The organism is Halomonas sp. LMYGS-3 (assembly GCF_059509875.1).
The window spans coordinates 1-22,192 of sequence record NZ_JCAKFQ010000043.1 but is presented as its reverse complement, the minus strand read 5'-3'; the positions used below and the strand labels follow the sequence as shown (position 1 = coordinate 22,192).

Sequence of the window (22,192 nt, the reverse complement as noted above, 5' to 3'; positions counted from 1 at the left end):
CGAATACATCGAGATGGAGTACAACAGCTGCCGGCTCCACTCGACCCTGGGCTACCAGACGCCGAGGGAGATTGAATTGGCAGCTGCGGCTTGAAAATGTGTCCGCTCTGGCTTGACCAGAACAGCTGATAGTCCAGCTCCCCCTGGCGCGGCTGCTGCCCCGGGTGGACCGCCAGAATGCGCAGTTCCCAGGTGACCGTCCTGCCCGCCAGCTGGTGGTTGCCGTCGAGCATGGCGCCACGCTCGGTGAGGCCTACCACCTTCAGTGAGAACCTGCCGCGCTGGCCGCCCGGCGTCAGCGTCATGCCGACGCGGAGCCCCTTGCCCGGCGGCAGGTTCTCGCGTACCGCCTCGAAGACCAGTTCGGGCCGGTGGGGGCCATAGGCCTGCTCCGGCGTCAGGGTCACCGCCACCTCATCGCCCACCTCGCGACCCAGTAGTGCCCCCTCCAGTGCCGGCAGCATCTGGCCCGTGCCATGCACGTAGCGCAGCGGCGCCTCGGGCGTCGAGGCCGCCAGGCGCTCGCCATCCGCGTCGGTCAATACGTAGCCGGCGGTGACCTCGCAGAAGGGTGAGATACGTGTCATGGGTGGCTCCTCTCCGTTTCCTGGCGTCCCGCCTATGCCTTGAGGCCTGCCCCGAGCGGGGGCACGCAGCGCGAGACGTGTCAGGTCATGGCTCAACTGGTCGTGGGTCAGCTCGACCAGCAGTCGCCAGGGCAGGGTGGTGGCGTCGTTGGCCGACTGGGCCACCTTGCGGCGGACCCCGGCCAGGGCGGGCAGGGTGAAGTCGTGCAGCAGGGTCGCGGCATCGGTCAGCGCGGGGGTGGCGTCCGTCTCGGCCTCGCGGGCCTCCATGGCCTCGCTGTAGACCCAGGCCAGCCACTGCAGGTGCAGCGACAGGTGATCGGGCAGGTCGCGAAACGCGGGGTCGCGTTCCAGGCCGTGGCGGCGATAGAGGGCTTCCATGGACGGCACGCTGCGGGCCATCAGGCCGCCGTCCAGATAGGCGCCCAGGTTGAGCGGCGCCGGGGCCGGTGGCGTCAGGAACAGGCGGCTGTAGCCCAGGATCAGCTGCTGCGTATCGGTCAGTGCCGCCAGTGCCCCGGAAAGAGCGTCGAGACGCTCGGTGTCGAGCGTCGGCAGCGTCTCGGCCAGGCTGCGGAGGTCGTCGAGCAGCGGGCCCTGCACCTCTGCCAGGGTCACCCGTGCCTGGGGGGAGAGGAAGACCCGGGAGAGGCAGAGGCTGAGCTCGGCGGCCGGCAGCAGATCGGGGAGTTGCGGATCTTGTGTCATCTTGCTGACGGGGCGGCCTGCCGACTGGCAGGACGCCCCTTCTCCTTCAGGATGGGACGGGGAGGGGGCTTTAGGCGGTACCCGCCTGGGTGCCGGCCGGCGCTTCGGCCATCTGGCGCGGCATGTCCCCCAGGTTCAGGAACTTCTCGCCGAGCAGGTAGAGCACGAAGCACAGCGACACGCCGACCAGGGTCAGCGACCACTCGGTGGCGGAGGGGCTGTAGCTGATCAGGTTGGGCTGCCAGGTGCCCTTGAACAGCGGCACCACCTGGCCGCCGACCACGAAGTAGAAGCGCTCGGCGAACAGCCCCAGGAGCACCAGGCAGGCGGTGAGCACCTGCACGCCCACGCGGTTGCGCAGCAAGGCGCTGAGCAGCACCACGAAGGGCAGCAGCAGGCCGAGCAGCAGGGCGGCGTTGAAGAACGGCGAGGCAAACAGGTAGTCGGACCACACCAGGTGGATCTCCGGGTTGTTGCTGTAGAGCCCGGTGATGGCGCGTACCGCGATGAACAGCAGGGTGCCGCCGATCAGCGCGGCGAACAGCTTGGGCAGCGCCCCGGTGAGCAGCGCCTGGAGGGCGCCGGGCATGCGCTCGCGCCGGAAGCCGTACGCCAGGTAGGTGAAGAACACCAGGGCGGCCACGCCGCTGGTCACGCCGGTGAAGTAGAAGTAGATCGGCAGCAGGGCATCGAACCAGAAGGGGCGCATGCTCATCATGCCGAAGATCAGCGCCAGGTTGCCGCTGGCCAGCAGCACGCCGATGAAGGAGGCGATGCCGACCTGCTTGCTGGTCTTGCTGTCCCATTCGCCGCCCTGCAGCTTGCTGAACTTCCACAGCAGGAACACCAGGTCCAGGGCATAGAAGACGCCCATCCAGAACATCGCCGACTGCACCTGCAGGTTCAGCGGGATGGCCCACAGCATGCGGAAGACGTTGCCCAGTTCCAGGGCCAGGACCGCCATCCCCGAGATCAGCACGATGAAGGCCAGGAAGATGCAGCGCTTGGCCACCGGATAGTACTGCTTGAAGCCGAAGACCAGCGGCAGCGCAGCGACCAGGCCCAAGCCGGATGAGGCCAGGGCGAAGTAGAGGTAGGTGGCGATGGGCTGCCCCCAGGGCAGCGCGGAACCGGTATTGAAGGAGGCGTGGCCGCTGGTCATCAGCTGGGAAAAGGCATAGCCCAGGCTGGCCAGCAGTGCCACGGCGGCGATCACCAGCAGCCCCCAGCCCAGGGGGCCCTGGATGGCGTTGTCACGAGTCCGGGTGGTCATGCGTCATTCTCCCTGTCGGCGGGGGTGAAGGCCGGCACGCCGGCGCCGGCGCCGAGGTAGTAGACCTGCGGCCGGTTGCCGGTGTGGTCCTTGAGGCGCACGCCATGCTTGTCGCCGATCAGCCGGTTGACCTGGCTCTCGGGGTTGTCCAGGTCGCCGAAGTAGCGTGCCTTGGGCGCGCAGGTGCGCACGCAGGCGGGTACGTACTCCTTGAGCTCGGGGTTGTCCTCGTCGAGATCGGCCACGCCTTCCGGGGCGTTGCGCACCTTGTGGTAGCAGAAGGTGCACTTGGAGACCACACCGGGCGGCTGGATGCCGATGCCGCGCCGCCAGTCCTCCTCGGGGTTCTGGTAGGGCGGGCTCCACAGCTGGCCGTTGTCGCTCGGAAAGGTGTCGCGGATGTCGGGCTCGATCAGCGGCTTCTCGTCGGCGTAGAAGCGCACGCCGTAGGGGCAGGCGATCATGCAGTACTTGCAGCCGATGCACTTGTTCCAGTCGACGAAGACGATGCCGCCGGCGTCGGGGTCCTTGTAGGTGGCCCGGGTCGGGCAGACGTTCACGCAGGAGGGGTTCTCGCACTGCATGCAGGGTCGCGGCAGCCACTTCATCTGGGCGCTCGGGTACTCGCCCGCGTTGTAGAAGAGCACGTCCTGCCAGCTCTCGCCCGGCAGGGTGTTGTTCTCCATCGCGCAGGCGGTCGTGCAGGCCTGGCAGCCGGTGCACTTGTCCAGGTCGATGACCATTCCCCACTTAGCCATAGTCGTTGTCCTCAAAGCCTTGTTCGGTCAGGGGGTCTGGTCAGGCGCGTTCCAGCCTGACCTTGCCGGTGTAGTAGCTGGCCAGCCCGGAGATCGGATCCGACACGTTGGCGGTGATCTCGCTGGAGTTGCCCGGGCCGCGGCCCTTGGCCCAGCGCCCCTGGGCCCAGTGGCCGTACTCGAAGGGCAGCACCAGGGTGTCGGGACGGTGCGAGGCGACGAAGCGGCACTCCGCCTCGATGCTGCCGAGATCGGACGTGATCCGGACCCGGTCGCCGTTGCGGATGCCGCGCTCACGAGCCGTCTGTGGGTGCACCTCCAGGTAGACGGTGTTGCGGCCGCCGACGATGGGCTGGTGAACCGCCATCTGGTGGGGGACGTTGGCGCCGCGGCCCTCGGCGTGCAGCGGCGTCTTGGGGGTGACGAAGTGGAGGTCGCCGTCGCCGCCGCTGTGCACCGGCTCGACCCACTGCACCAGCCCGGCGCGATCGCGAGGAATGCCCATCTCGCGCTCGATGTACGCGGCGTGCTGCTCCAGGTAGCCGGAGCGGAACTCGAACTTGCCGGAGGGCGTCTTGAACAGGTGCTGCTGGACCTCCTCCTCGCTCATCCGGCGAGCGTAGCGCCGGCCGTCCCACTCGTAGAACTCGCCGCGGATCTGGCGCCACTGGTAGGGCTTCTTGTACCAGACCCCCTTCTCCTTCCAGCTCTCGAAGTCGTTGACGCCGTTGTCGCCCGGATCGTCGGCGAAGCCGGCGGCCAGGTGACGCACCACGTTCTCGATGTTGTCCAGCACCCGGTAGTAGTCGCCGGTGGAGCCCTCGATGCGCTTGCCGAGTTCGATGATCACGTCGCCATACATCTTGGTGTCGTGGATCGGCTCCACCGCCGGTACCCGCAGCGCCGCCATGGGCCAGCCCTCGAAGGGGTAGGTGGGGATGTCCTGCAGGCGCTCCAGGTAGGTGCTGTCGGGCAGCACGATGTCGGCGTACATGGCCGTCTCGCCGGGGAAGGGCGAGGTGTCGATGACGAAGACGTCCTTGAGCGCCTCCTCCCAGACCTGGGGATTGGGCGCCGACCAGATCGGGTTGGTGTAGAAGAACATCGCGGTATCGAGCTTGTAGGGGTCGCCCGCCAGGTGGTTGGGCGCGCACTCCTGCATCATGTTGCCGACCATGGGCCAGCGCTCGGTGCCCTTCATGTCGATGCGCGGCTGCTCGCGCCAGTCGCCGTTGCGGGCGTAGTCGTCCAGGTAGTCGTCGGCATCGGCCGGCAGCGGCCCGTAGGAGGGGCCGACCTGGTAGCCCAGTCCGCCCTCGGCGAACAGCGAGCCGACCAGGGCGTTGAGGCTGTGGATCGCCATGCCGTTGTAGGTGCCGTTGGAGTGTCCGGTGGCACCACGTTCGAACAGTGCCACCGCCGGGCGGGTGGCGCCGAACTCCATGGCGGTGCGGCGGATGTCGGCGGCCTTGATACCGGTGACGGATTCGGCCCACTCGGGGGTGCGCTCCTTGACCTCCTCGTTCCACCAGTCGGTGAGGCCGTGGACCCACTTCTCCTCGAAGGCGTCCGGGCGGATGCGCCGGCCCGCCACGAACCGCAGATTGGGGTTGGTGAAATCGCCGACGAAGTCGCGGTCCCAGAGCCCCTCGGTGAGGATCACATGGGCGATGGCCAGGGCGAAGGCGCCGTCGGTGCCCGGCTTGATGTAGAGCGCCCGGTCCGAGGCGGCCATGGTGGGGTTCATGCGCACGTCCACGGTGGTGACCCGCGTCTTGGGGCTCTTGGTGCGCATGTGGCCCCACATCTGCATCACGTTGTTGTAGGGGCGGAAGGCCTCGAGGAAGCTCGCCCCGATGATCAGCAGGTAGTTGGTGTTGCGGTAGTCGTAGGAGCTGTAGGAGTCGTTGCCGTCGGTGGCGTGCTTGGCCTTCTTGGAGCCGTCGGCGCACATGGAGGAGTGGCCGATGGCGGCATTGGGCGTACCGTAGAGCCGTCCGAAGGTGCCCTGCATGCCGGCGTCGGAGGCGCCCCAGCCGCGGCCGTAGAACATCGAGAAGCGGTGCGACTCGCCGCGGCGACGCAGGTCGTTCAACCGCTCGGCGACTGTGTCCAGGGCCTCCTCCCAGGAGATCGGCACGAAGCCCGGATCCTCGTCACGGCCCTTGTTGGGGTTGGTGCGCTTCATGGGGCCCTTGAAGCGATCCGGGTCGTAGAGGAAGTAGCTGCCCAGGTGCCCCTTGGGGCACAGCTTGCCGTTGGCGATGGGGTTGCCGCTGTCGCCGTAGATGGCATGCACCCGGCCGTCGGTGGTGTAGACGTCGATGCCGCAGCGCGCCGGGCACTGGGCACAGACGTTTTTGGTGATCGTCGTCTCGCCGCGGCGTGCCTGGGCGCGGGCCTCCGGCGCCGGGGCGAGGCCGGGCAGACCGGTAATGCCCGTGGTCACCGCGCCGGCGGCGCCGACGGCGGCCGACGACTGCAGGAAGCGGCGCCGGTTGATCAGGGTCTGGAACAGTTTCATCGGTTCTCCCTCGGGATATTAGCCAAAGAGGCCATCAAGGCTCTCCTGCATCAGCGCCGCCTCGCGCCGGCAGGCCGGGCAGCTGGCGGTGGTCTCGGTATCGTCCTGGGCGCCCTCGTCCCCGGGCGGCGTAAAGGGGCGCCCGCACTGGAAGCAGTCGATGCGCCGCGTCCTGCGCAGCGTCACGGCTTCCTGGCCAGTGGTATCTCCGGTGGCCAGGGCCCCCTCCGGGCAGGCGGTCAGGCAGTGGCCGCAGTCGAGACAGGCCTTGGGGTCGAAGACCAGCTCACCCTCAGGCGTCTCCTGCAGGGCCGTGGTGGGGCAGACCCGGGCACAGACGCCATGGGCCCGGCAGGCGTCGGCGTCAAGGCTCAGCCCGGGCAGTGCCGGCGCCGCATGCGGATCGCCCAGCGCCTCGGCGGCCACCCACTGGCGCCGCAGCCGGCGAGCCCCGGGAGCGGCGTCATCGGCGGCGATGGCCGGCTGCCGTGGGGCAGACCGGCCGCACAGCAGGTCGCGACGACTCACCGCGGGCCGGGCGGCGCGATAATCGCTGTCGCTGGAGGTGTCGGTGACAGTCACCAGCGCCTCGGCATCGCGTTGCCAGCCGTCCCGGGCTTGCCCGGGGGCGGCCGGGCAGTCGCGGCAGCCGTCGGGCAGGCGGAGGGTGACCGATTCGGTTGCCGCACGTGCCGCCAGCCAGGCCAGCAGGTCCGGGCCCAGGGAGCGCAGGAAATGCAGGCGGGCCAGCTCGCTGCCTTCCACCACGCGATGACAGCCCAGGCGCAGCGGCTCGCCGGGTGGCTGCTTCTCCACCAGGGCATCGATCTCGGCGCTGACCAGGGCCTCGCTGGGGCAGGCCGGGACGCACCGTGCGCAGCCGTGGCAGGCGTCGTTGGCCCGCAGTGCGACGCTGTCGCCTTGGTCATGGAAGGCGAGGGCCCCTGCTGGGCAGGCGTCCAGGCAGCGGGTGCAGCTCAGCGGATGGGGCGGCGCCCGCAGGCAGCGCGAGATCACCCAGCCGAGAGAGCTGCCTCGAGGGACGAGGGGGCTTGGCGTGTGATGGGAGTGGGTATCACGGTGCGGCATGATGGTTTGCCCGCTATCATTATTATGTTTATATGCGAATTAGCATATGTCTAGTGACAAGCGTGGCAGAGAGTACGAGGGCTCGCCATGTCGATTAGCCTAAAGTGCGCCGGGGCGGCGTCGTACCTTGTCCTGGATCAATTTCTTCTTGGCGTAATGCCGTGAGTGGCCCACATGACGGGATCACGAGAGCGTGACGGATGGCAGTACTGGTGGAGGCAACGGCAGTGATCTTGAGGGAAACGGCGGAGGGAGCGGCCCGGCCGCGTCACCCTGAGGGAGGCCGGACTGGGCCGATGGCCAGGGTTACACCTTGAGCAGCTTCTCGAGCTCCGCGGCGCTGGTCACCTTGCCCTCGACGAGGATCTCGCCGTTGACGCCCAGCGCCGGGGTGCGCAGAACGCCGGCATCGACGATGTCGTTCACGTTGGTGACCTTCTCGATCTCGCAGCCGATCCCCAGGGCGCGGGTGGCGGTCTCGGCATTGGCGGCGAGCTGCTGGCACTTCTTGCAGCCGCTACCATAGATCTTGAGTTTCATGGCATCTCTCCTTGCGGGTTGGGGGCAGGCCACGAAGCGACTCTCGTAGCCATCTTGCTCAGGGCCAGAACTGACCGTAGAGATAGCCGGTAATGGTCGCCATGACCACCACCAGGGTGCAGTAGACCAGGGTCTTCTGGGTACCCATGATGGTGCGGATCACCAGCATGTTGGGCAGCGACAGCGCCGGTCCCGCCAGCAGCAGCGCCAGCGCCGGGCCCTTGCCCATGCCGTTGCCGATCAGACCCTGGACGATGGGCACCTCGGTCAGGGTGGAAAAATACATGAAGCCGCCCAGCAGCGAGGCGAGGAAGGTGGAGCGCAGGCCGTTGTCGCCTACCGCCAGCACCACCCACCCGGCGGGAATCAGCCCCTCCTCGCCGGGGCGGCCCAGCAGCAACCCGGCCACGAACACCCCGACCAGCAGCAGCGGCATGATCTGCCTGGTGAAGTCCCAGCTCTGTTCGACCCATTCGCGGTCGTCGTCGCGCAGGGTGGCGATCAGCATGAGGCCGATGATGCCCACCGCGAAGGCCAGCTCCGGCACGTCCGGCACCAGCAGGGCGGGCAGCACCACGGCGCCGGCCAGCACCACCACCTGATGCAACGGCCAGCCCCAACGGCGGATCAGCAGCAGGGCGAAGAGGCCGGCGAGCAGGGCGGTGATGTGCCACTTGAGGGCGTGGATGACCATCCAGGTCGGGCTGTCGGCGGCGGCCCAGTTGGCGAACACCAGGATGCCCACCATCAGGCCGAAGAAGGCGGCGATCTGCCCCAGGGGGCGGGAGAGCTCGCCCTCGAAGCCGCGGCCGTTGGCGACGGCCCGCGCCTGCTCCTCGCGCCTGCTCCTCGCGGCGGTAGATCAGGTGCATGATCACCCCGATCACCACGGCGAAGACGATGGCGCCGAGGGCCCGGGCCAGCCCCAGCTCCAGGCCCAGCACCTTGGCGGTGACCACGATGGCCATGATGTTGATGGCGGGTCCCGAGTAGAGGAAGGCCACCGCCGGTCCCAGGCCCGCGCCGCGACGGTAGATGCCGCCGAACAGCGGCAGCACGGTGCAGGAGCAGACCGCGAGCAGGGTGCCGGAGACCGATGCCATGCCGAAGGCCACCGGCTTGGGTGCACTGGGCCCCAGGTAGCGCATCACCGCGCCTTCGCTCAGGTAGGCGGCCATGGCGCCGGCGATCAAAAAGGCCGGCAGCAGGCAGAGGATCACATGCTCCTGGGCATACCACTGGGTCAGGCGGATGCCCTCCAGCACCGCATTGTCGAAGCGTTCGGTGCCGGAGGGCAGGAAGTAGATCAGCAGGAAGATCCCCACCATGGCACCGAGTCAGCGCATCTGGTCGGGGTTTTCGCGGGCGAGTCCCAGCAGGCGTTGGGGGAAGGAGGGAGTGGCTGGCTTGGATTCCGACATGCGAAGCCTCGCGACACACTGGAGGGGGATGTCGATAATGATATATGCTTATGCATATATTTACTAGAGTGATCTGCCGGGAACTCGAGGGTCATCAAGTTCCCGGCGGTCGGCGGGAAGTGGAAGAGGGCCGGTCGGGGTGGGCTCAGAGCGCTTCCAGCGCCAGGGCGATGCCCTGCCCGCCGCCGATGCACAGGGTGACGATGCCGCGGCGCTCGCCGTTGCGCTGCATGGCGTGGAGCAGCCGGGTGGTGAGCACCGCGCCAGTGGCACCGATGGGGTGGCCGTGGGCGATGGCGCCGCCCTCCACATTGACGATCGCCTCCGGCAGGCCCAGCTCGCGCTGGCAGGCCAGGGCGATGGCGGCGAAGGCCTCGTTGATCTCCACCCGGTCGAGGTCGCCCACCGACCAGCCGGCGCGCTCGAGCGCCTGCCTGACCGCCGGCACCGGGCCGATGCCGAAGTAGCCCGGCTCTACGGCGCCGACGCCGAAGGCCACCAGCCGGGCCATGGGGGTGAGGCCCTGCTTCTCGGCCCAGTCGCGCTCGGCGACGATCATCGCCGCTGCGCCGCTGTTGAGCCCGGGGGCATTACCCGCGGTGATGGTGCCTTCCTTGCGGAAGGCGGGCTTGAGCCTGGCCAGGGATTCGGTGGTGGTATCGCCGCGATTGTGCTCGTCGCGGGCGAACGTCGTGGTGCCTTTGCGGCTGGTGAGCTCCACGCCGGCGATTTCGGCGTCGAAGTGGCCGGCCTCCTGGGCCTTGGAGAAGTTCAGCTGGGAGCGCAGCGCCCAGGCGTCCTGGTCATCGCGGGAGATGGCGTAGCGGCTGACGAGGTCCTCGGTGTGCCAGCCGGAGTGCTTGCCGCTGAAGGCGTCGTTGAGGCCGTCGAGCAGCATGGTGTCGTGCATGGTGACATCGCCCATGCGTGCGCCCCAGCGGCCTTGGGGCAGCACATAGGGGGCACGGTCCATGTTCTCCATGCCGCCGGCGATGGCGCAGTCGCTCAGGCCGCTCCAGATCTCCAGGGCGGCGCTGGCCACGGCCTGGGCCCCCGAGCCACAGACCCGGTTGACGGTAAGCGCCGGTACTTCGACCGGCAGCCCGCCGCCGATACCGGCCTGGCGGGCGGAGTTCATGCGGCAGCCCGCCTGGATGACATGGCCCATCACCAGCGACTGCACCTTGTCGGCGGCCAGGCCGGATCGTGACAGGGTCTCCTGAATGACCCGCGCACCCAGGTCGGGTGCCGGAGTGTCCTTGAGGCTGCCGCCATAGGTGCCGATGGCGGTGCGCACGGGATGGCAGATGACGACGTCGCGGGATGACATGAGCATTCTCCTGGTGTCGGTAGGCGGGCGACCGGAAAGGTCGAGTTCTTCCGTATAGCACAGCGCTGCAGTTGTGACCCTGATGCGTATCAAGTTGTCAGGCGTGGCGGCGGTACGGCGTGTGTCAGCGTGTTGCCGCACCGGGCGCGGCGTCGAGTTCGGATAGGGGGCGCAGTACCCAGAGGCCGAGCAGCGGTCCCGGCAGCAGCCACCACACCACCCAGGCGCCCTGCAGTTCCCACAGCGTGGTGGTGAGCGAGATGGCGGGAATAGTCAGGGCGAAGCCCACGGCGTTCATCACCGCCAGGGTCGACCCCACCCGCTCGCGAGGGGCAGTGGCCGCGGCCAGCGCCGAGAACTGCGGCGAGTCGGCGATCACGGTCAGCCCCCACAAGGCCAGCAGCAACAGGAGCAGCGCCGGTGGCGCGCCGGGCAGCAGCGGGTAGGCGAGGCAGATCAGCCCCGAGGCGGCCAGGGCGCGGCGCGCCACCCACAGGCTGCCCAGCCGACGGCTCAGTCCGCCCCCACCCACGCAGCCGGCCAGCCCCAGGGCGATGACGCTGAACGACAGCCAGGGAATCCAGGCCTGTGGGGCGCCGAGCCGCGTCACTTCGCTGGCGACCAGGAAGGGGGTGAGCGTCCAGAAGGCGTAGAGCTCCCAGCAGTGGCCGAAGTAGCCGCCGGCCACGGCACGAAAGCGCCGTTCGCGCAGGGCCGCCAGGCCGTCGAGCAGCCGCGCCTTGCCACTCGTGGGCGGTAGATGCGGCCCGTCGCCCAGGGCGACGATGGCAGCCCCACCGGCGAGCGCCAGCACGGAGGCGGTGAGCAGCGGCCACTCCCACGGCATCCCCAGGGTACTGCCCCGCAGCAGGTGGGGCAGGGCGGTACCCAGGGTCAGCATGCCCACCAGCCAGGCGAGTGCCGCGCCGGTGTGCTTCGGCGTCCAGCCGATCACCAGCTTCATCCCCAGCGGATAGATGCCGGCCAGGCACAGACCGGTCAAGAAGCGCAGCGTGAGCGCCAGGGGCATCTGGTCGGCCACCAGCACGAAGCCGGCATTGACCACGGCACCGGCCAGGCAGGAGGCGGCGAAGATCCGACTGGCGCGGAAGCGGTCGGCCAGGCCGGTGGTGGCGATGGTCAGGGTGCCGAGAATGAAGCCCGCCTGCACGGTGAGGGTAAGCCGGCCCAGGTCTGCCTCGGCAAAGCCCAGGTCGCGGGAGAGCGACAGGCCCACCCCGTTGACGGAAAATCACAGAGACGTGCCGCACAGTTGGGCGAGCACGATGACGGCCAGCGGGTGGCGTCGCCAGAAGGGAATGCGCATCGCGCCATCATCAGCGCCTGCCGTCAACAAGGCAAGGATGCCGACCGGTCGACGGTTCGCAGCTGGACGGCAAGGCGACCCGCCGTTCCCGGCTGGCGCGTACTCAGCCGTGGTGCCCCGGCACCACCAGCACCGGGCAGTGGGCATCCCGGGCGATCGACTCGGCGGTGCTGCCGAGCAGGAACTCCTGGATGCGGTTGCGCCCGCGCTTGCCGATCACGATGAGATCGGCCTGTTCGCGCCTCGCCTCATCGACGATGGCATGGCGCGGATCGCCGTCGAGCACACGGGTCTCGAGACCCTCTATCCCTTTGGCGATGCCGTCCAGGTGGCGCTGGGCATCGGCGATCTCCCGGTCGCAGCCCTCGGAGGCGCAGGTGGCGGTCACGGCCAGCTGGCGCTGGAAGTGCGGGGCGAGCTGGACGGTCAGGGCCTCGGCGCCGCACACGGCGTCGGAGCCGTCGGTGGCCAGCATCAGCAGCCGGGAGTCGGCACCAACGAGTGCCTCGGCTACGGGCTCGAGCCACAGCGGGCGGTCGGTCAGGCGCGCGGCATCGAGCGCGGTGCTGCCCAGGAAGAACTCGTGCAGGCGGCTGTGCCCGCGACAGCCCAGCAACAGCAGGTCGGCACCGACTTCCCTGGCCGCCGCAACCAGTTCGGCACCGGGTTCACCGCTGCGTACCTCGCGGTCGATGGTCAGCCCCGGTGCGGCCAGGTCGCCGGTGAGCTCTGCCAGTTTGGCTTCGTAGTGCGGACGGTGCGTCTCCTCGGGGGTGGCGGGATAGCGCGAGCTGAGCACGTGCACAAGCGTCAACCTTTTCGTGCCCCAGGCGGTCAGCCTCTTCAATCGCGCCTGCAGCAGCGGCCAGGCGGGGGAGAAGTCCACGGCGACCAGAATGTGCTTGAACATGCCTTATCTCCTGCGAGTCAGCCCTTGGCCGCGATGGCGGCAGGGAAGTGCTGCCGAGTGTTGTTGGCGATGCGCACCAGCGCCAGCATCAGCGGCACCTCCACCAGCACGCCCACCACCGTGGCCAGCGCGGCGCCGGACTGCAGCCCGAACAGCGCGATGGCCGCGGCCACGGCCAGCTCGAAGAAGTTGCTGGCACCGATCATCGCCCCGGGGGCGGCGACGTTGTGGGGCACCTTCCACGCCTTGGCCCAGCCATAGGCGATGAAGAAGATCAGGAAGGTCTGGAGGATCAGCGGGATGGCGATCAGCACGATATGCAGCGGGTTGGCGATGATCACGTCGCCCTGGAAGGCGAACAGCAGCACCAGGGTGATGATCAGCCCGACGGGGGTGATCGGCCCCACCCTCTTCATGAAGACGTTGTCGTACCACTCGATGCCACGGTGGGCGATCAGGGTGCGCCGGGTCAGGTAGCCGGCGGTGAGCGGGATGACGATGTAGAGCACCACCGACAGGGCGACCGTGTCCCAGGGTATCGGGATGTTGGAGACGCCGAGCAGGAAGACCACGATGGGCGCGAAGGCGAACAGCATGATCAGGTCGTTGAGGGCGACCTGTACCAGGGTGTAGGCGGCATCGCCCCGGGTCAGGTAGCTCCACACGAAGACCATGGCGGTACAGGGCGCGGCGCCGAGCAGGATGGCGCCGGCCAGGTACTGGCTCGCCAGGTGCTCCGGAATCAGCGGGGCGAACACCACCATCAGGAAGAACCAGGCGATGGCGAACATGGTGAAGGGCTTGATCAGCCAGTTCACCGTGGTGGTGATGACCAGCCCCTTGGGCTGGCGGCGCACGCCGAGCACGGCGGAGAAGTCGATCTGCGCCATCATCGGGAAGATCATCGCCCAGATCAGGATCGCCACCGGGATCGATACCTGGGCGTATTCGAACCGCGACAGCGTCTCGGGCACCGCCGGAGCAAACTGGCCGAGCAGCACCCCGGCGACGATGGCCAGCGCCACCCAGACGGAGAGGAAGCGCTCGAACAGGCCCATGCCCTCGGCGGGACTCGGTGCCGTCGTGCTGGAGTGGGGCGTCGTGGTCATGGGAGCTACCGTCGGTTGGAGATGAAGTGCGATTATAATATATGTTTTCCCATATGTGCTCAATCGCTTGCCCACCGAGCCACACCGATCACGTGGCGCTGCTATGATCGGTCTCGCATGCCACGTCACCGCCATCGGGAGGCTTCTTGTCCGTTACCGCACCGTCCGCCACCGACGCCCTGCGACTCGATCGGCTGGGGATCGGCGAGCTCGAGAGCGTCAGCCTGGCCGTCGTCCCCGGCGAGATTCTCTGTCTCTCCGGGGCCAGCGGTTCCGGAAAGAGCCGAATGCTGCGCGCCGTTGCGGATCTCGAGCCCCATCGCGGCGAGGTGTGGCTGGGCCAGCTGGCCCAGTCGGCGGTGCCGGGCCACCGCTGGCGTCGGCGGGTGATGCTGGTGCCGGCGGAGAGCCACTGGTGGGCCGACAGCGTCGGCGAGCACCTGGCCGATCCCGATGATCGCGATCTCGAGGCCCTGGGGTTCGACCGGGAGGTGCTGGGCTGGCAGGTTGGCCGGCTCTCGTCGGGCGAGAAGCAGCGCCTGGCACTGCTGCGGGCGCTGTGCCTCGAGCCCGATGCGCTGCTGCTCGACGAGCCCACCGCCAACCTGGACGACGTCTCCACGAGGCGCGTCGAGGCCTGGCTGGTGGAAAGGGTGCGTGAGCACGGCTGGCCGGTGATCTGGGTCGCACATGACCGGGCTCAGATCGGTCGGGTGGCGAGGCGTCACCTGCGGATTCATGGCGGTCGCCTGGTGGAAGAGGAGCCGGCTGCATGGACGTGATCGAGCTCTCCTGGTGGCAACTGGCCCTGGCGGCGCTGATGGTGGTGGTGCTCGCCGGCTGCACGGCGGCGGCGCGACTGGGCATGAGCCGCAGCCTGCTCGTCGCCGCGGTGCGCACCGTGATCCAGCTGGCGCTGGTCGGCCTGGTGCTCGAGGCGCTGTTCGCGGCAGAGCGGCTGCACTGGGTGGCGCTGATGGCGCTGGCCATGCTGCTGATCGCCGGGCGCGAGGTGATGGCGCGCCAGAAGCGCCGGCTGCTCGGCGGCTGGGCTTTCGGCATCGGCACGGTAGCGATGTTTCTCTCCTCGTTCACCGTCACCGTGCTGACCCTGACGGTGATCATCGGCCCCGAGCCCTGGTACCTGCCCCAGTACGCCATCCCGCTGCTCGGCATGATGCTCGGCAACACCATGACCGGGGTGGCGCTGGCGCTCGATCGCCTCACCGACACCGCCTGGCGTCAACGCGCGGTGATCGAGAACCGGCTGATGCTTGGCCAGCGCTGGCAGGAGGCGATCGGTGACATTCGTCGCGAGGCGATGCGCAGCGGCCTGATGCCGATGATCAATGCCATGGCCGCCGCCGGGGTGGTCAGCCTGCCGGGCATGATGACCGGCCAGATACTCGCCGGCAGCCCGCCGGCGCTGGCGGTGAAGTACCAGATCCTGATCATGTTCACCATCACCCTGGGCACCGGTTTCGGCACCCTGGCGGCGGTGGCGGCGGGCAGCCGGCGGCTGTTCGACGGTCGCGAGCGGCTGCGGCTGGATCGCTTGGCCGTGCCGAAATAGCGGCGCCCGCCGCAAGGCGGGCGCCGGATATTCATCGCCGGGTCGCGATCAGTCGATCAGTTCGATCGCCACCGCGGTGGCCTCGCCGCCGCCGATGCACAGGCTGGCGATGCCGCGCTTGCCGCCGCGGGTGCGCAGGGCATGGATCAGGGTGGCGATGATCCGTGAACCGGTGGAGCCGATGGGGTGGCCCTGGGCACAGGCGCCGCCGAAGACATTGACCTTGTCGTGGGGGATGTCGAGTCCGTCCATGGCCAGCAGGGTGACCACGGCGAAGGCCTCGTTGATCTCGAACAGGTCGACGTCCTTCACGCTCCAGTCGAGTTTCTTCAGCAGCTTGTCGACGGCCCCCACCGGGGCGATGGTAAACTCGCTGGGGTGCTGGGAGTGGGTGCTGTGGCCGAGCATCCGCGCGAGGGGCTTGACGCCATGCCGGTCCGCCGCCGCCTGGCTGGCCAGGATCAGTGCCGAGGCGCCGTCGGAGATCGAACTGGAGTTGGCGGCGGTGATGGTGCCCTCCTTGGCGAAGGCCGGGCGCAGCGAGCGGATCTTGTCGAGCTTGGCCTGGAAGGGCTGCTCGTCGTGATTCACCACGCTCTCGCCCTGGCGGGTGGTGACGGTGACCGGGACCATCTCGGCGTCCAGGTGGCCGGCGTTGGTGGCCGCCATGGCGCGCTCCAGCGAGGCGATGGCGAAGTCGTCGAGGCGTTCGCGGCTGTAGTCGCGGGAACTGGCAACCTCCTGGGCGAAGACCCCCATCAGCTTGCCGGTCTCGGCGTCCTCCAGGCCATCGAGGAACATGTGGTCCTTGAGTTCGCCGTGGCCGAGGCGATAGCCCGTCCGCGCCCTGGTCAGCACGTGGGGCGCGTTGGACATCGACTCCATGCCGCCGGCGAGGATCACCTCTCCGCTGCCGGCGCGGATCAGGTCGTGGGCCAGCATGGTGGCCTTCATGCCCGAGCCACACAGCTTGTTGATGGTGGTGGCGCCGATGCCATCGGCGATGCCGGCCTGGCGCATGGCCTGGCGGGCCGGGCCCTGCTTGACGCCTGCCGGCAGCACGCAGCCCAGGATGCCTTCGTCGATGGCATCAGGCGCGATGCCGGCGCGCTCGATGGCGGCACGGATGGCGGCGGCGCCGAGCTGTGGCGCGGTGAGGCTCGACAGGCTGCCGAGCATGCCCCCCATGGGGGTACGGGTGGCGGAGAGGAAGACAATATCGGTGGACTGGCTCATGGTGGATACTCCCGGAGTAACAGTGCGAGTGGTGCGATTATCGTTGTACGAGTTGCCGGCCCGTGGGCCAGGTCGCGTTGACCTGCCGTCGGGGCTGTGGTTTTCTCAGGGTCAACCAAGCAAGCGCTAGTGTAAACGTCGATGAATGTAATGAATGACTCCCCGCGCCGCAAGGAACTCACCCGCCAGGCCGCCCAGCTGTTCGTCCAGGAGGGCTTCGACCGGACCACGGTGCGCATGCTGGCCCAGGAGATGGGCATCAAGTCCGGTAGCCTCTTCCATCACTTCCGCGACAAGCAGGAGATCCTCGCCGCGGTGATCGAGGAGGGCACCCAGAACGCCCTGACCATTGCACGCGAAACCCTTCATCAGTGCGACAACACGCCGGAGGCGCGGTTGCATGCCATGGCCCGCGCCCACCTCGAGACCCTGCTCACCGATCGCAACGCCCATGTCGTGGCGCTCTACGAGTGGCGGCGTCTCGATACCGCGGCCCGGGACCACCTGAGCCATCTGCGCGACGCCTACGAGGCGCTGTGGGAGCAGGTCATCGACGAGGCCCTGGCCGCCGGGCTGATCCATGGCGACCGTTTCCTGGTCTCGCGCTTCGTCATGGGGGCGCTGAACTGGACGGTACGCTGGTACGACCCGACCGGGCCGCGCTCGCCGGACGACCTGGCGCACGAGCTGGTTGCCATGCTCACCCGCCCTCCCGCCTGAGCCCTGCCGCCAGGGCCCGGGGCCCCTGAACCCGCCACGCTCGACCATTGTCTAGTCCCTTCTTCTCGTTCAGGGGTTGCCGCCTTTCGCGAGAGTCTCTAGCGTGTACCTAGCGCTTGCTTGGTTGACGCTTACGTCAACTGCATCTAACCAGAAGGTTGGCGCATACGCCAGCGCCACAGGATCACGACCGCCGACACTCTTCGCCGACAACAAGCACAAGTATCCGTGAGGGCATGACATGAGCACAGCGACGACCCCCGAGTACCGGACCTACCTCGAGACCTTCAGCGTGGATGACGTCATCGCACGGCTGGATGACCACCGCGACGGCAAGGCCAACGCCTTCGAGTCCTGCTGCGGGCGGCACCTGCGCGCCGGTCGCGGCGATGTCCTAGCGCTGGTGCACGAGGACGCTCGGGGCAACGTCAGCCGGCTGACCTACGCCGAGCTCGAGGCCCGGAGTGCCAGGCTCGCCGGCTGGTTCGCCGCGCGTGGGCTGGGCGTGGGCGACCGCATCGCCTGCATGCTGCCGCGCTCGCCCGAGCTGCTGGTGGCGGTACTGGCCACCTGGCGCATCGGGGCGGTCTACCAGCCGCTGTTCACCGCCTTCGGTCCCGACGCCGTCGACTATCGCCTGGGGCGTGCCGACACCCGGCTGGTGATCACCGATCACGCCAACCGCTTCAAGTTCGACGGGCTCACCCAATGCCCGCCGGTGCTGGCGGTGGGCGGCCCGAGCGAGGGCCACGACGCCGATCTGGACTGGGCCGAGGCGCTGGGCCACTCACCGATCGAGGCCAGCCCGCCGCGGCTGGCTCCGGACGCTCCTTTCCTGCAGATGTTCACCTCCGGCACCGTGGGCAAGCCCAAGGGCGTGGCGGTGCCGCTGGCGGGCATGCCGGCCTTCGCCCTCTACATGGAGCTGGCCATCGACCTGCGCGAGGCCGACCGCTTCTGGAACATGGCCGATCCGGGGTGGGCCTACGGCCTCTACTACGCCATCGCCGGGCCGCTGCTGCTGGGGGTGACCACCCACCTCTGCGAGGCGGGCTTCAGCGCCGAAGGAGCGCTGGCCTTCATGCAGCGCCACCGTATCACCAACTTCGCCGCCGCCCCCACCGCCTACCGGTTGATGAAGGCCTCGGGGCTGTTCGACGACGCCCGCGAGACCCTCGAGCTGCGGGTGGCGAGCTCCGCCGGCGAGCCGCTCAACACCGAGGTGGTGAGCTGGGTCGAGCGCTCCCTGGGCTGCCCGGTGATGGACCACTACGGCCAGACTGAGACCGGGATGACCTGCTGCAACCACCATGCGCTGGCACACCCCAAGCACGTCGGGGCCATGGGCGTGCCGATGCCGGGTTATCGCCTGGCGATCCTCGACGCCGAGTACCACGAGCTGCCCCCGGGCGAGCCCGGCGTGCTGGCGGTGGATATCGCCAACTCCCCGGCGCATTTCTTCGCCGGCTACACCTGGCAGGAGAAGCACCCCTTCGCAGAGGGCTACTACCTGACCGGCGACGTGGTGATCCGCAACGAGGACGGGACCTTCCAGTTTGCCGGCCGCGACGATGACATCATCACCACCGCGGGTTACCGGGTCGGTCCCACCGACGTGGAGAACTCGGTGATGACCCACCCGGCGGTGGCGGAATCCGCCGCCGTGGGCCAGCCTGACGAGATCCGTGGCGAGATCATCAAGTCCTACGTGGTGCTGCGCGACGGCTTCGAGCCGAGCGAGGCGCTCGCCGACGAGATCCGTCAGCAGGTGCGCGAACGACTCTCGACCCACGCCTTCCCGCGGGTGATCGAGTTCGTCGATGCGCTGCCCAAGACCCCCAGCGGCAAGATCCAGCGCTTCAAGCTGCGCGCCGACGCCGCCGAGAAAGCAGAGACCGGCGTTGCACAATGACAGTTGAAGATGCCTGAAGCGAGAGGCGCCCCTCCTAGCCCTGTCGACGGAACAGCCTCGAGCATTTTCAGCTTTTCCATCTACAATCAGGAATCCGCTATGCAAGTGAAGGACAATACCTTTCTGATCACCGGCGCCGCCTCCGGACTGGGGGCGGCCACCGCCGAGCGTCTGGTCGCCAGCGGTGGCCGCGTGGTGCTCTGCGATCTCAGCGACGCCGTCGAGGTCCATGCCGAGCGACTGGGCGACGGCGCCCGGGCGGTGCGCGGCGACGTCACCTCGGGCGACGACATCCAGGCCGCCATCGATGCCGCGGTCGCACTGAGCGAGGGTCGCGGGCTCGCCGGGGTGATCCACTGTGCCGGCGTGGTCAGCGTGGCCAAGCTGGTCGACCGCGACGGCAACCCCGCCGACCTCGATGCCTATGCGCGCACCATCCAGATCAACCTGGTGGGCACCTTCAACGTGATGCGCCTGGCCGCGGCGGCCATGGCGAAGAATACGCCGGCCGAGGACGGCGAGCGGGGGGTGATCGTCAACACGGCGTCGGTCGCCGCCTTCGACGGCCAGGTGGGGCAGTGCGCCTACAGCGCCTCCAAGGCCGGGGTGGTGGGCATGAGCCTGCCGGCGGCCCGGGAGCTGTCGCGTCACGGCATCCGGGTGATGGCCATCGCCCCGGGCGTCTTCGAGACGCCGATGATGAGCGAGATCCCTGACGAGGCCGCCCAGGCCCTGGCCGCCTCGGTGCCCTTCCCCAAACGGCTCGGCAAGCCCGAGGAGTTCGCGCGTCTGGCCGAACAGATCCTCATCAACCCCATGCTCAACGGCGAGGTGATTCGCCTGGACGGCGGCATCCGCATGCAGTAGGCCTTCGGCAGCGCCGAGCTGCAAGCCACAAGGAGCAAGCTCCAAGGAACCCCCTTGGCTTGCTCCTTTTGCATCTTGCGCCTGGAGGGCACCCCTTGTGCCTTGCAACTTGGAGCTTGAAGGTTTTAAAACGAACGCTTGACTCTCCGCGTCTGGGCGGCTAGTTTCAAACATGTGTTTGAAAGCGGCCGTCGCCGCCTTCCTGCGACCGATTTCAGGCGACCCTTTGTGGAGAGACGAGATGCCCGACTATCAGGCCCCCCTGCGCGACCTGCGCTTCGTAATGGACGAGCTGCTGGACTATCCGGCCCACTACGCCCGCCTGCCCGGCGGCGAGGACGCCAGCCCTGACGTGGTCGCCGCCATTCTGGAGGAGGGCGCGCGCTTCGCCCGCGAGGTGCTGCTGCCGCTGAACCAGAGCGGCGACCGGGAGGGGTGCCTGCTGGAGGGCGGCGAGGTCAAGGCCCCCAAGGGCTTCCGGCAGGCCTACCAGCAGTACGTGGAGGGCGGCTGGCCGAGCCTGGCCGCCGACCCCGTCCATGGCGGCCAGGGGCTGCCTCACTCGCTCTCGATGGTGCTCTCGGAGATGATCTGCGCCACCAACCTGGCCTGGGGCATGTACCCGGGGCTCTCCCACGGCGCCGCCGATGCCTTGCGCCATCACGGCACCGAGGAGCAGCAGGCCACCTACCTGACCAAGCTGGTGGAAGGCGTGTGGACCGGCACCATGTGCCTGACCGAGCCGCACTGCGGCACCGACCTGGGCCTGATCAAGACCCGTGCCGTACCCAATACCGACGGTAGCTATGCCGTGACCGGGACGAAGATCTTTATCTCCGCCGGCGATCACGACCTGGCCGAGAACATCGTCCACCTGGTGCTGGCCAAGCTGCCGGACGCCCCGGAGGGCTCCAAGGGCATCTCGCTGTTCGTGGTGCCCAAGTATCTACCGACCGAGATGGGTGAGCCGGGTGAGCGCAACGGCGTGGTCTGCGGCTCGCTGGAGCACAAGATGGGCATCCACGGCAACGCCACCTGCGTGATGAACTTCGATGGTGCTCGCGGCTTCCTGGTGGGCCCGCCCAACAAGGGCCTGGTCTGCATGTTCACCATGATGAACGCCGCCCGCCTGGGTGTCGGCATCCAGGGCCTGGGGCTGACCGAGGCGAGCTTCCAGAATGCCCTGGCCTATGCCCGCGACCGCCTGCAGATGCGTGCGCTCTCCGGCCCCCGGGCGCCCGAGAAGGCCGCCGACCCGATCATCGTCCACCCGGACGTACGCCGCATGCTGCTGACCCAGAAGGCCTTCGCCGAGGGCGGGCGGATGCTGGTGCTCTACACCGCCCAGCTGCTGGATATCGTCGAGCATGGCCGGGACGCCGCCGAGCGCGAGCGCGCCGAACCCCTGCTCGGCCTGCTGACCCCCATCGTCAAGGCGTTTCTCACCGAGGTCGGCTTCGAGGCGACGAATGAGGGGGTTCAAGTCTTTGGGGGGCACGGCTTTATCCGGGAGTGGGGCATGGAACAGCTGGTGCGCGATGCCCGCATCACCCGCCTCTACGAGGGCACCACCGGCATCCAGGCCCTCGACCTGCTGGGCCGCAAGGTGCTGATGAACCAGGGCGAGAACCTCAAGGTCTTCACCCGGGAGATCCACAAGTTCTGTCAGGCCGAGGAGGGTAATGCCGAGCTCGCCGAGTTCGTGCGTCCGCTGGCCCAGCTCAACACCGAGTGGGGTGAGCTGACCCTGGGCGTCGGCATGAAGGCCATGGCCGACCGCGAGGAGGTGGGCGCGGCCAGCGTCGACTACCTGATGTACTCGGGCTACTTGACCCTGGCCTATCTCTTCGCCCGCGCGGCCAAGCAGGCCCGGGCGACACTCGCCGAGAGCACCGAGGAGGCCGCCTTCTACGAAGCCAAGCTCCACACCGCGCGCTTCTATTTCCAGCGCCTGCTGCCGCGCACCCGGGCCCATAAGGCGGCCATCGAGGCCGGCGCCGAACCGCTGATGGCGATCAGCGCGGATGACTTCGGCCTGGGGTTCGAGATCTAGCACTCTCTCGATCGGGAACGATCGATGGCTTGGCGGCGGGGCGACTCCCTGCCGCTTTTTTCACGCTGTATGCGGCGTTGCCGGTCCTGTCCACGTGTGTAGCGCTGACGATTTGATAGGCGGACCTTAAGGAACCGCTGATCAATTCGATGCCGAGCGCCTCTAGCGCTCAGCGCGGCAAATTTCGCGCGTCAGCGGTTGATTTTTGACCACCTCAAGTGGCCTATTTTTCCTGGCAGCCGGCTTATCCGGCTA

17 protein-coding genes and 2 pseudogenes are annotated in these 22,192 nt (G+C 68.3%); 6 read left to right on the top strand and 13 right to left on the bottom strand.

The genetic code is table 11. The features are described 5' to 3' along the window. Window positions 1-428: 428 nt before the first annotated feature. From AC5W54_RS21530 to arsB, 12 genes and pseudogenes are all read right to left on the bottom strand, one after another. Window positions 429-1,295 (bottom strand): annotated as a pseudogene (locus tag AC5W54_RS21530) (molecular chaperone TorD family protein); the annotation flags it as partial. Between the two features lie 70 nt (window positions 1,296-1,365). Then, a complete protein-coding gene (gene nrfD / locus AC5W54_RS21525; protein ID WP_495964150.1) occupies window positions 1,366-2,568 on the bottom strand; it encodes an NrfD/PsrC family molybdoenzyme membrane anchor subunit in 1,203 nt (400 codons plus the stop codon). Continuing rightward, window positions 2,565-3,326 carry a 4Fe-4S dicluster domain-containing protein gene (locus tag AC5W54_RS21520; RefSeq protein ID WP_495964149.1) on the bottom strand — a complete coding sequence of 254 codons (762 nt, stop codon included), beginning with the start codon at window positions 3,324-3,326 and terminating at the stop codon, window positions 2,565-2,567. Before AC5W54_RS21520 ends, nrfD begins: the two co-directional genes overlap by 4 nt. Before the next feature lie 40 nt (window positions 3,327-3,366). Beyond that, complete coding sequence (locus AC5W54_RS21515) at window positions 3,367-5,850, bottom strand: molybdopterin-dependent oxidoreductase (protein WP_495964148.1); 2,484 nt, start codon at window positions 5,848-5,850, stop codon at window positions 3,367-3,369. Window positions 5,851-5,868: 18 nt separating this feature from the next. Further along, window positions 5,869-6,939, bottom strand: a complete 1,071-nt coding sequence (locus tag AC5W54_RS21510; protein ID WP_495964147.1) for a 4Fe-4S dicluster domain-containing protein — start codon at window positions 6,937-6,939, stop codon at window positions 5,869-5,871. A 306-nt stretch (window positions 6,940-7,245) separates the two neighbouring features. Continuing rightward, window positions 7,246-7,479, bottom strand: a complete 234-nt coding sequence (locus AC5W54_RS21505; protein ID WP_495964146.1) for a thioredoxin family protein — start codon at window positions 7,477-7,479, stop codon at window positions 7,246-7,248. Window positions 7,480-7,537: 58 nt separating this feature from the next. Then, entirely contained in the window at window positions 7,538-8,212 is a 675-nt protein-coding gene (locus AC5W54_RS21500; RefSeq protein WP_495964145.1) for a permease, read from the bottom strand. 154 nt (window positions 8,213-8,366) lie between these two features. Then, window positions 8,367-8,807, bottom strand: a pseudogene (locus AC5W54_RS21495) (permease); the annotation flags it as partial. A 238-nt stretch (window positions 8,808-9,045) separates the two neighbouring features. Next, complete coding sequence (locus AC5W54_RS21490) at window positions 9,046-10,230, bottom strand: thiolase family protein (protein ID WP_495964144.1); 1,185 nt, start codon at window positions 10,228-10,230, stop codon at window positions 9,046-9,048. A 124-nt stretch (window positions 10,231-10,354) separates the two neighbouring features. Further along, window positions 10,355-11,467, bottom strand: a complete 1,113-nt coding sequence (locus AC5W54_RS21485) for an MFS transporter (protein ID WP_495964143.1) — start codon at window positions 11,465-11,467, stop codon at window positions 10,355-10,357. Window positions 11,468-11,660: 193 nt separating this feature from the next. Further along, window positions 11,661-12,467, bottom strand: coding sequence for a universal stress protein (locus AC5W54_RS21480; RefSeq protein ID WP_495964142.1), 807 nt, complete (start codon window positions 12,465-12,467; stop codon window positions 11,661-11,663). 17 nt (window positions 12,468-12,484) lie between these two features. Next, window positions 12,485-13,576 (bottom strand): ACR3 family arsenite efflux transporter, encoded by a 1,092-nt coding sequence (gene arsB / locus AC5W54_RS21475; RefSeq protein ID WP_495964141.1) that lies wholly within the window; start codon window positions 13,574-13,576, stop codon window positions 12,485-12,487. A 146-nt stretch (window positions 13,577-13,722) separates the two neighbouring features. On the opposite strand from arsB, the gene AC5W54_RS21470 reads away from it, so the two are divergent. After that, entirely contained in the window at window positions 13,723-14,358 is a 636-nt protein-coding gene (locus tag AC5W54_RS21470) for an ABC transporter ATP-binding protein (RefSeq protein ID WP_495964140.1), read from the top strand. After that, window positions 14,349-15,149, top strand: coding sequence for an ABC transporter permease (locus AC5W54_RS21465; RefSeq protein WP_495964139.1), 801 nt, complete (start codon window positions 14,349-14,351; stop codon window positions 15,147-15,149). The genes AC5W54_RS21470 and AC5W54_RS21465 overlap by 10 nt, the downstream gene beginning before the upstream one ends. 48 nt (window positions 15,150-15,197) lie before the next feature. On the opposite strand, the gene AC5W54_RS21460 is transcribed toward AC5W54_RS21465, so the two are convergent. Continuing rightward, window positions 15,198-16,385, bottom strand: coding sequence for an acetyl-CoA C-acyltransferase (locus AC5W54_RS21460; RefSeq protein ID WP_495964138.1), 1,188 nt, complete (start codon window positions 16,383-16,385; stop codon window positions 15,198-15,200). 150 nt (window positions 16,386-16,535) lie between these two features. Between AC5W54_RS21460 and AC5W54_RS21455 the strand changes: the two genes are divergently transcribed. From AC5W54_RS21455 to AC5W54_RS21440, 4 genes are all read left to right on the top strand, one after another. Beyond that, a complete protein-coding gene (locus AC5W54_RS21455; protein WP_495964137.1) occupies window positions 16,536-17,105 on the top strand; it encodes a TetR/AcrR family transcriptional regulator in 570 nt (189 codons plus the stop codon). Window positions 17,106-17,346: 241 nt separating this feature from the next. Beyond that, window positions 17,347-19,017, top strand: a complete 1,671-nt coding sequence (locus AC5W54_RS21450) for an AMP-binding protein (RefSeq protein ID WP_495964136.1) — start codon at window positions 17,347-17,349, stop codon at window positions 19,015-19,017. Window positions 19,018-19,116: 99 nt separating this feature from the next. Beyond that, on the top strand, window positions 19,117-19,884 hold the full coding sequence (locus AC5W54_RS21445; protein WP_495964135.1) for an SDR family NAD(P)-dependent oxidoreductase: 768 nt from the start codon (window positions 19,117-19,119) through the stop codon (window positions 19,882-19,884). A gap of 241 nt (window positions 19,885-20,125) precedes the next feature. Beyond that, the gene (locus AC5W54_RS21440; protein WP_495964134.1) at window positions 20,126-21,937 is read left to right on the top strand and encodes an acyl-CoA dehydrogenase C-terminal domain-containing protein; all 1,812 of its coding nucleotides are present in this window, start codon (window positions 20,126-20,128) and stop codon (window positions 21,935-21,937) included. The last annotated feature ends 255 nt before the right edge of the window (window positions 21,938-22,192 follow it).

Coding starts and splice junctions, on each gene's coding strand:
- AC5W54_RS21520 (WP_495964149.1), bottom strand. CDS start 3,326: ATGGCTAAGTGGGGAATGGTCATCGACCTGGACAAGTGCACCGGCTGC.
- AC5W54_RS21460 (WP_495964138.1), bottom strand. CDS start 16,385: ATGAGCCAGTCCACCGATATTGTCTTCCTCTCCGCCACCCGTACCCCC.
- AC5W54_RS21510 (WP_495964147.1), bottom strand. CDS start 6,939: ATGCCGCACCGTGATACCCACTCCCATCACACGCCAAGCCCCCTCGTC.
- AC5W54_RS21490 (WP_495964144.1), bottom strand. CDS start 10,230: ATGTCATCCCGCGACGTCGTCATCTGCCATCCCGTGCGCACCGCCATC.
- AC5W54_RS21450 (WP_495964136.1), top strand. CDS start 17,347: ATGAGCACAGCGACGACCCCCGAGTACCGGACCTACCTCGAGACCTTC.
- AC5W54_RS21445 (WP_495964135.1), top strand. CDS start 19,117: ATGCAAGTGAAGGACAATACCTTTCTGATCACCGGCGCCGCCTCCGGA.
- AC5W54_RS21465 (WP_495964139.1), top strand. CDS start 14,349: ATGGACGTGATCGAGCTCTCCTGGTGGCAACTGGCCCTGGCGGCGCTG.
- arsB (WP_495964141.1), bottom strand. CDS start 13,576: ATGACCACGACGCCCCACTCCAGCACGACGGCACCGAGTCCCGCCGAG.
- nrfD (WP_495964150.1), bottom strand. CDS start 2,568: ATGACCACCCGGACTCGTGACAACGCCATCCAGGGCCCCCTGGGCTGG.
- AC5W54_RS21515 (WP_495964148.1), bottom strand. CDS start 5,850: ATGAAACTGTTCCAGACCCTGATCAACCGGCGCCGCTTCCTGCAGTCG.
- AC5W54_RS21480 (WP_495964142.1), bottom strand. CDS start 12,467: ATGTTCAAGCACATTCTGGTCGCCGTGGACTTCTCCCCCGCCTGGCCG.
- AC5W54_RS21440 (WP_495964134.1), top strand. CDS start 20,126: ATGCCCGACTATCAGGCCCCCCTGCGCGACCTGCGCTTCGTAATGGAC.
- AC5W54_RS21505 (WP_495964146.1), bottom strand. CDS start 7,479: ATGAAACTCAAGATCTATGGTAGCGGCTGCAAGAAGTGCCAGCAGCTC.
- AC5W54_RS21455 (WP_495964137.1), top strand. CDS start 16,536: ATGAATGACTCCCCGCGCCGCAAGGAACTCACCCGCCAGGCCGCCCAG.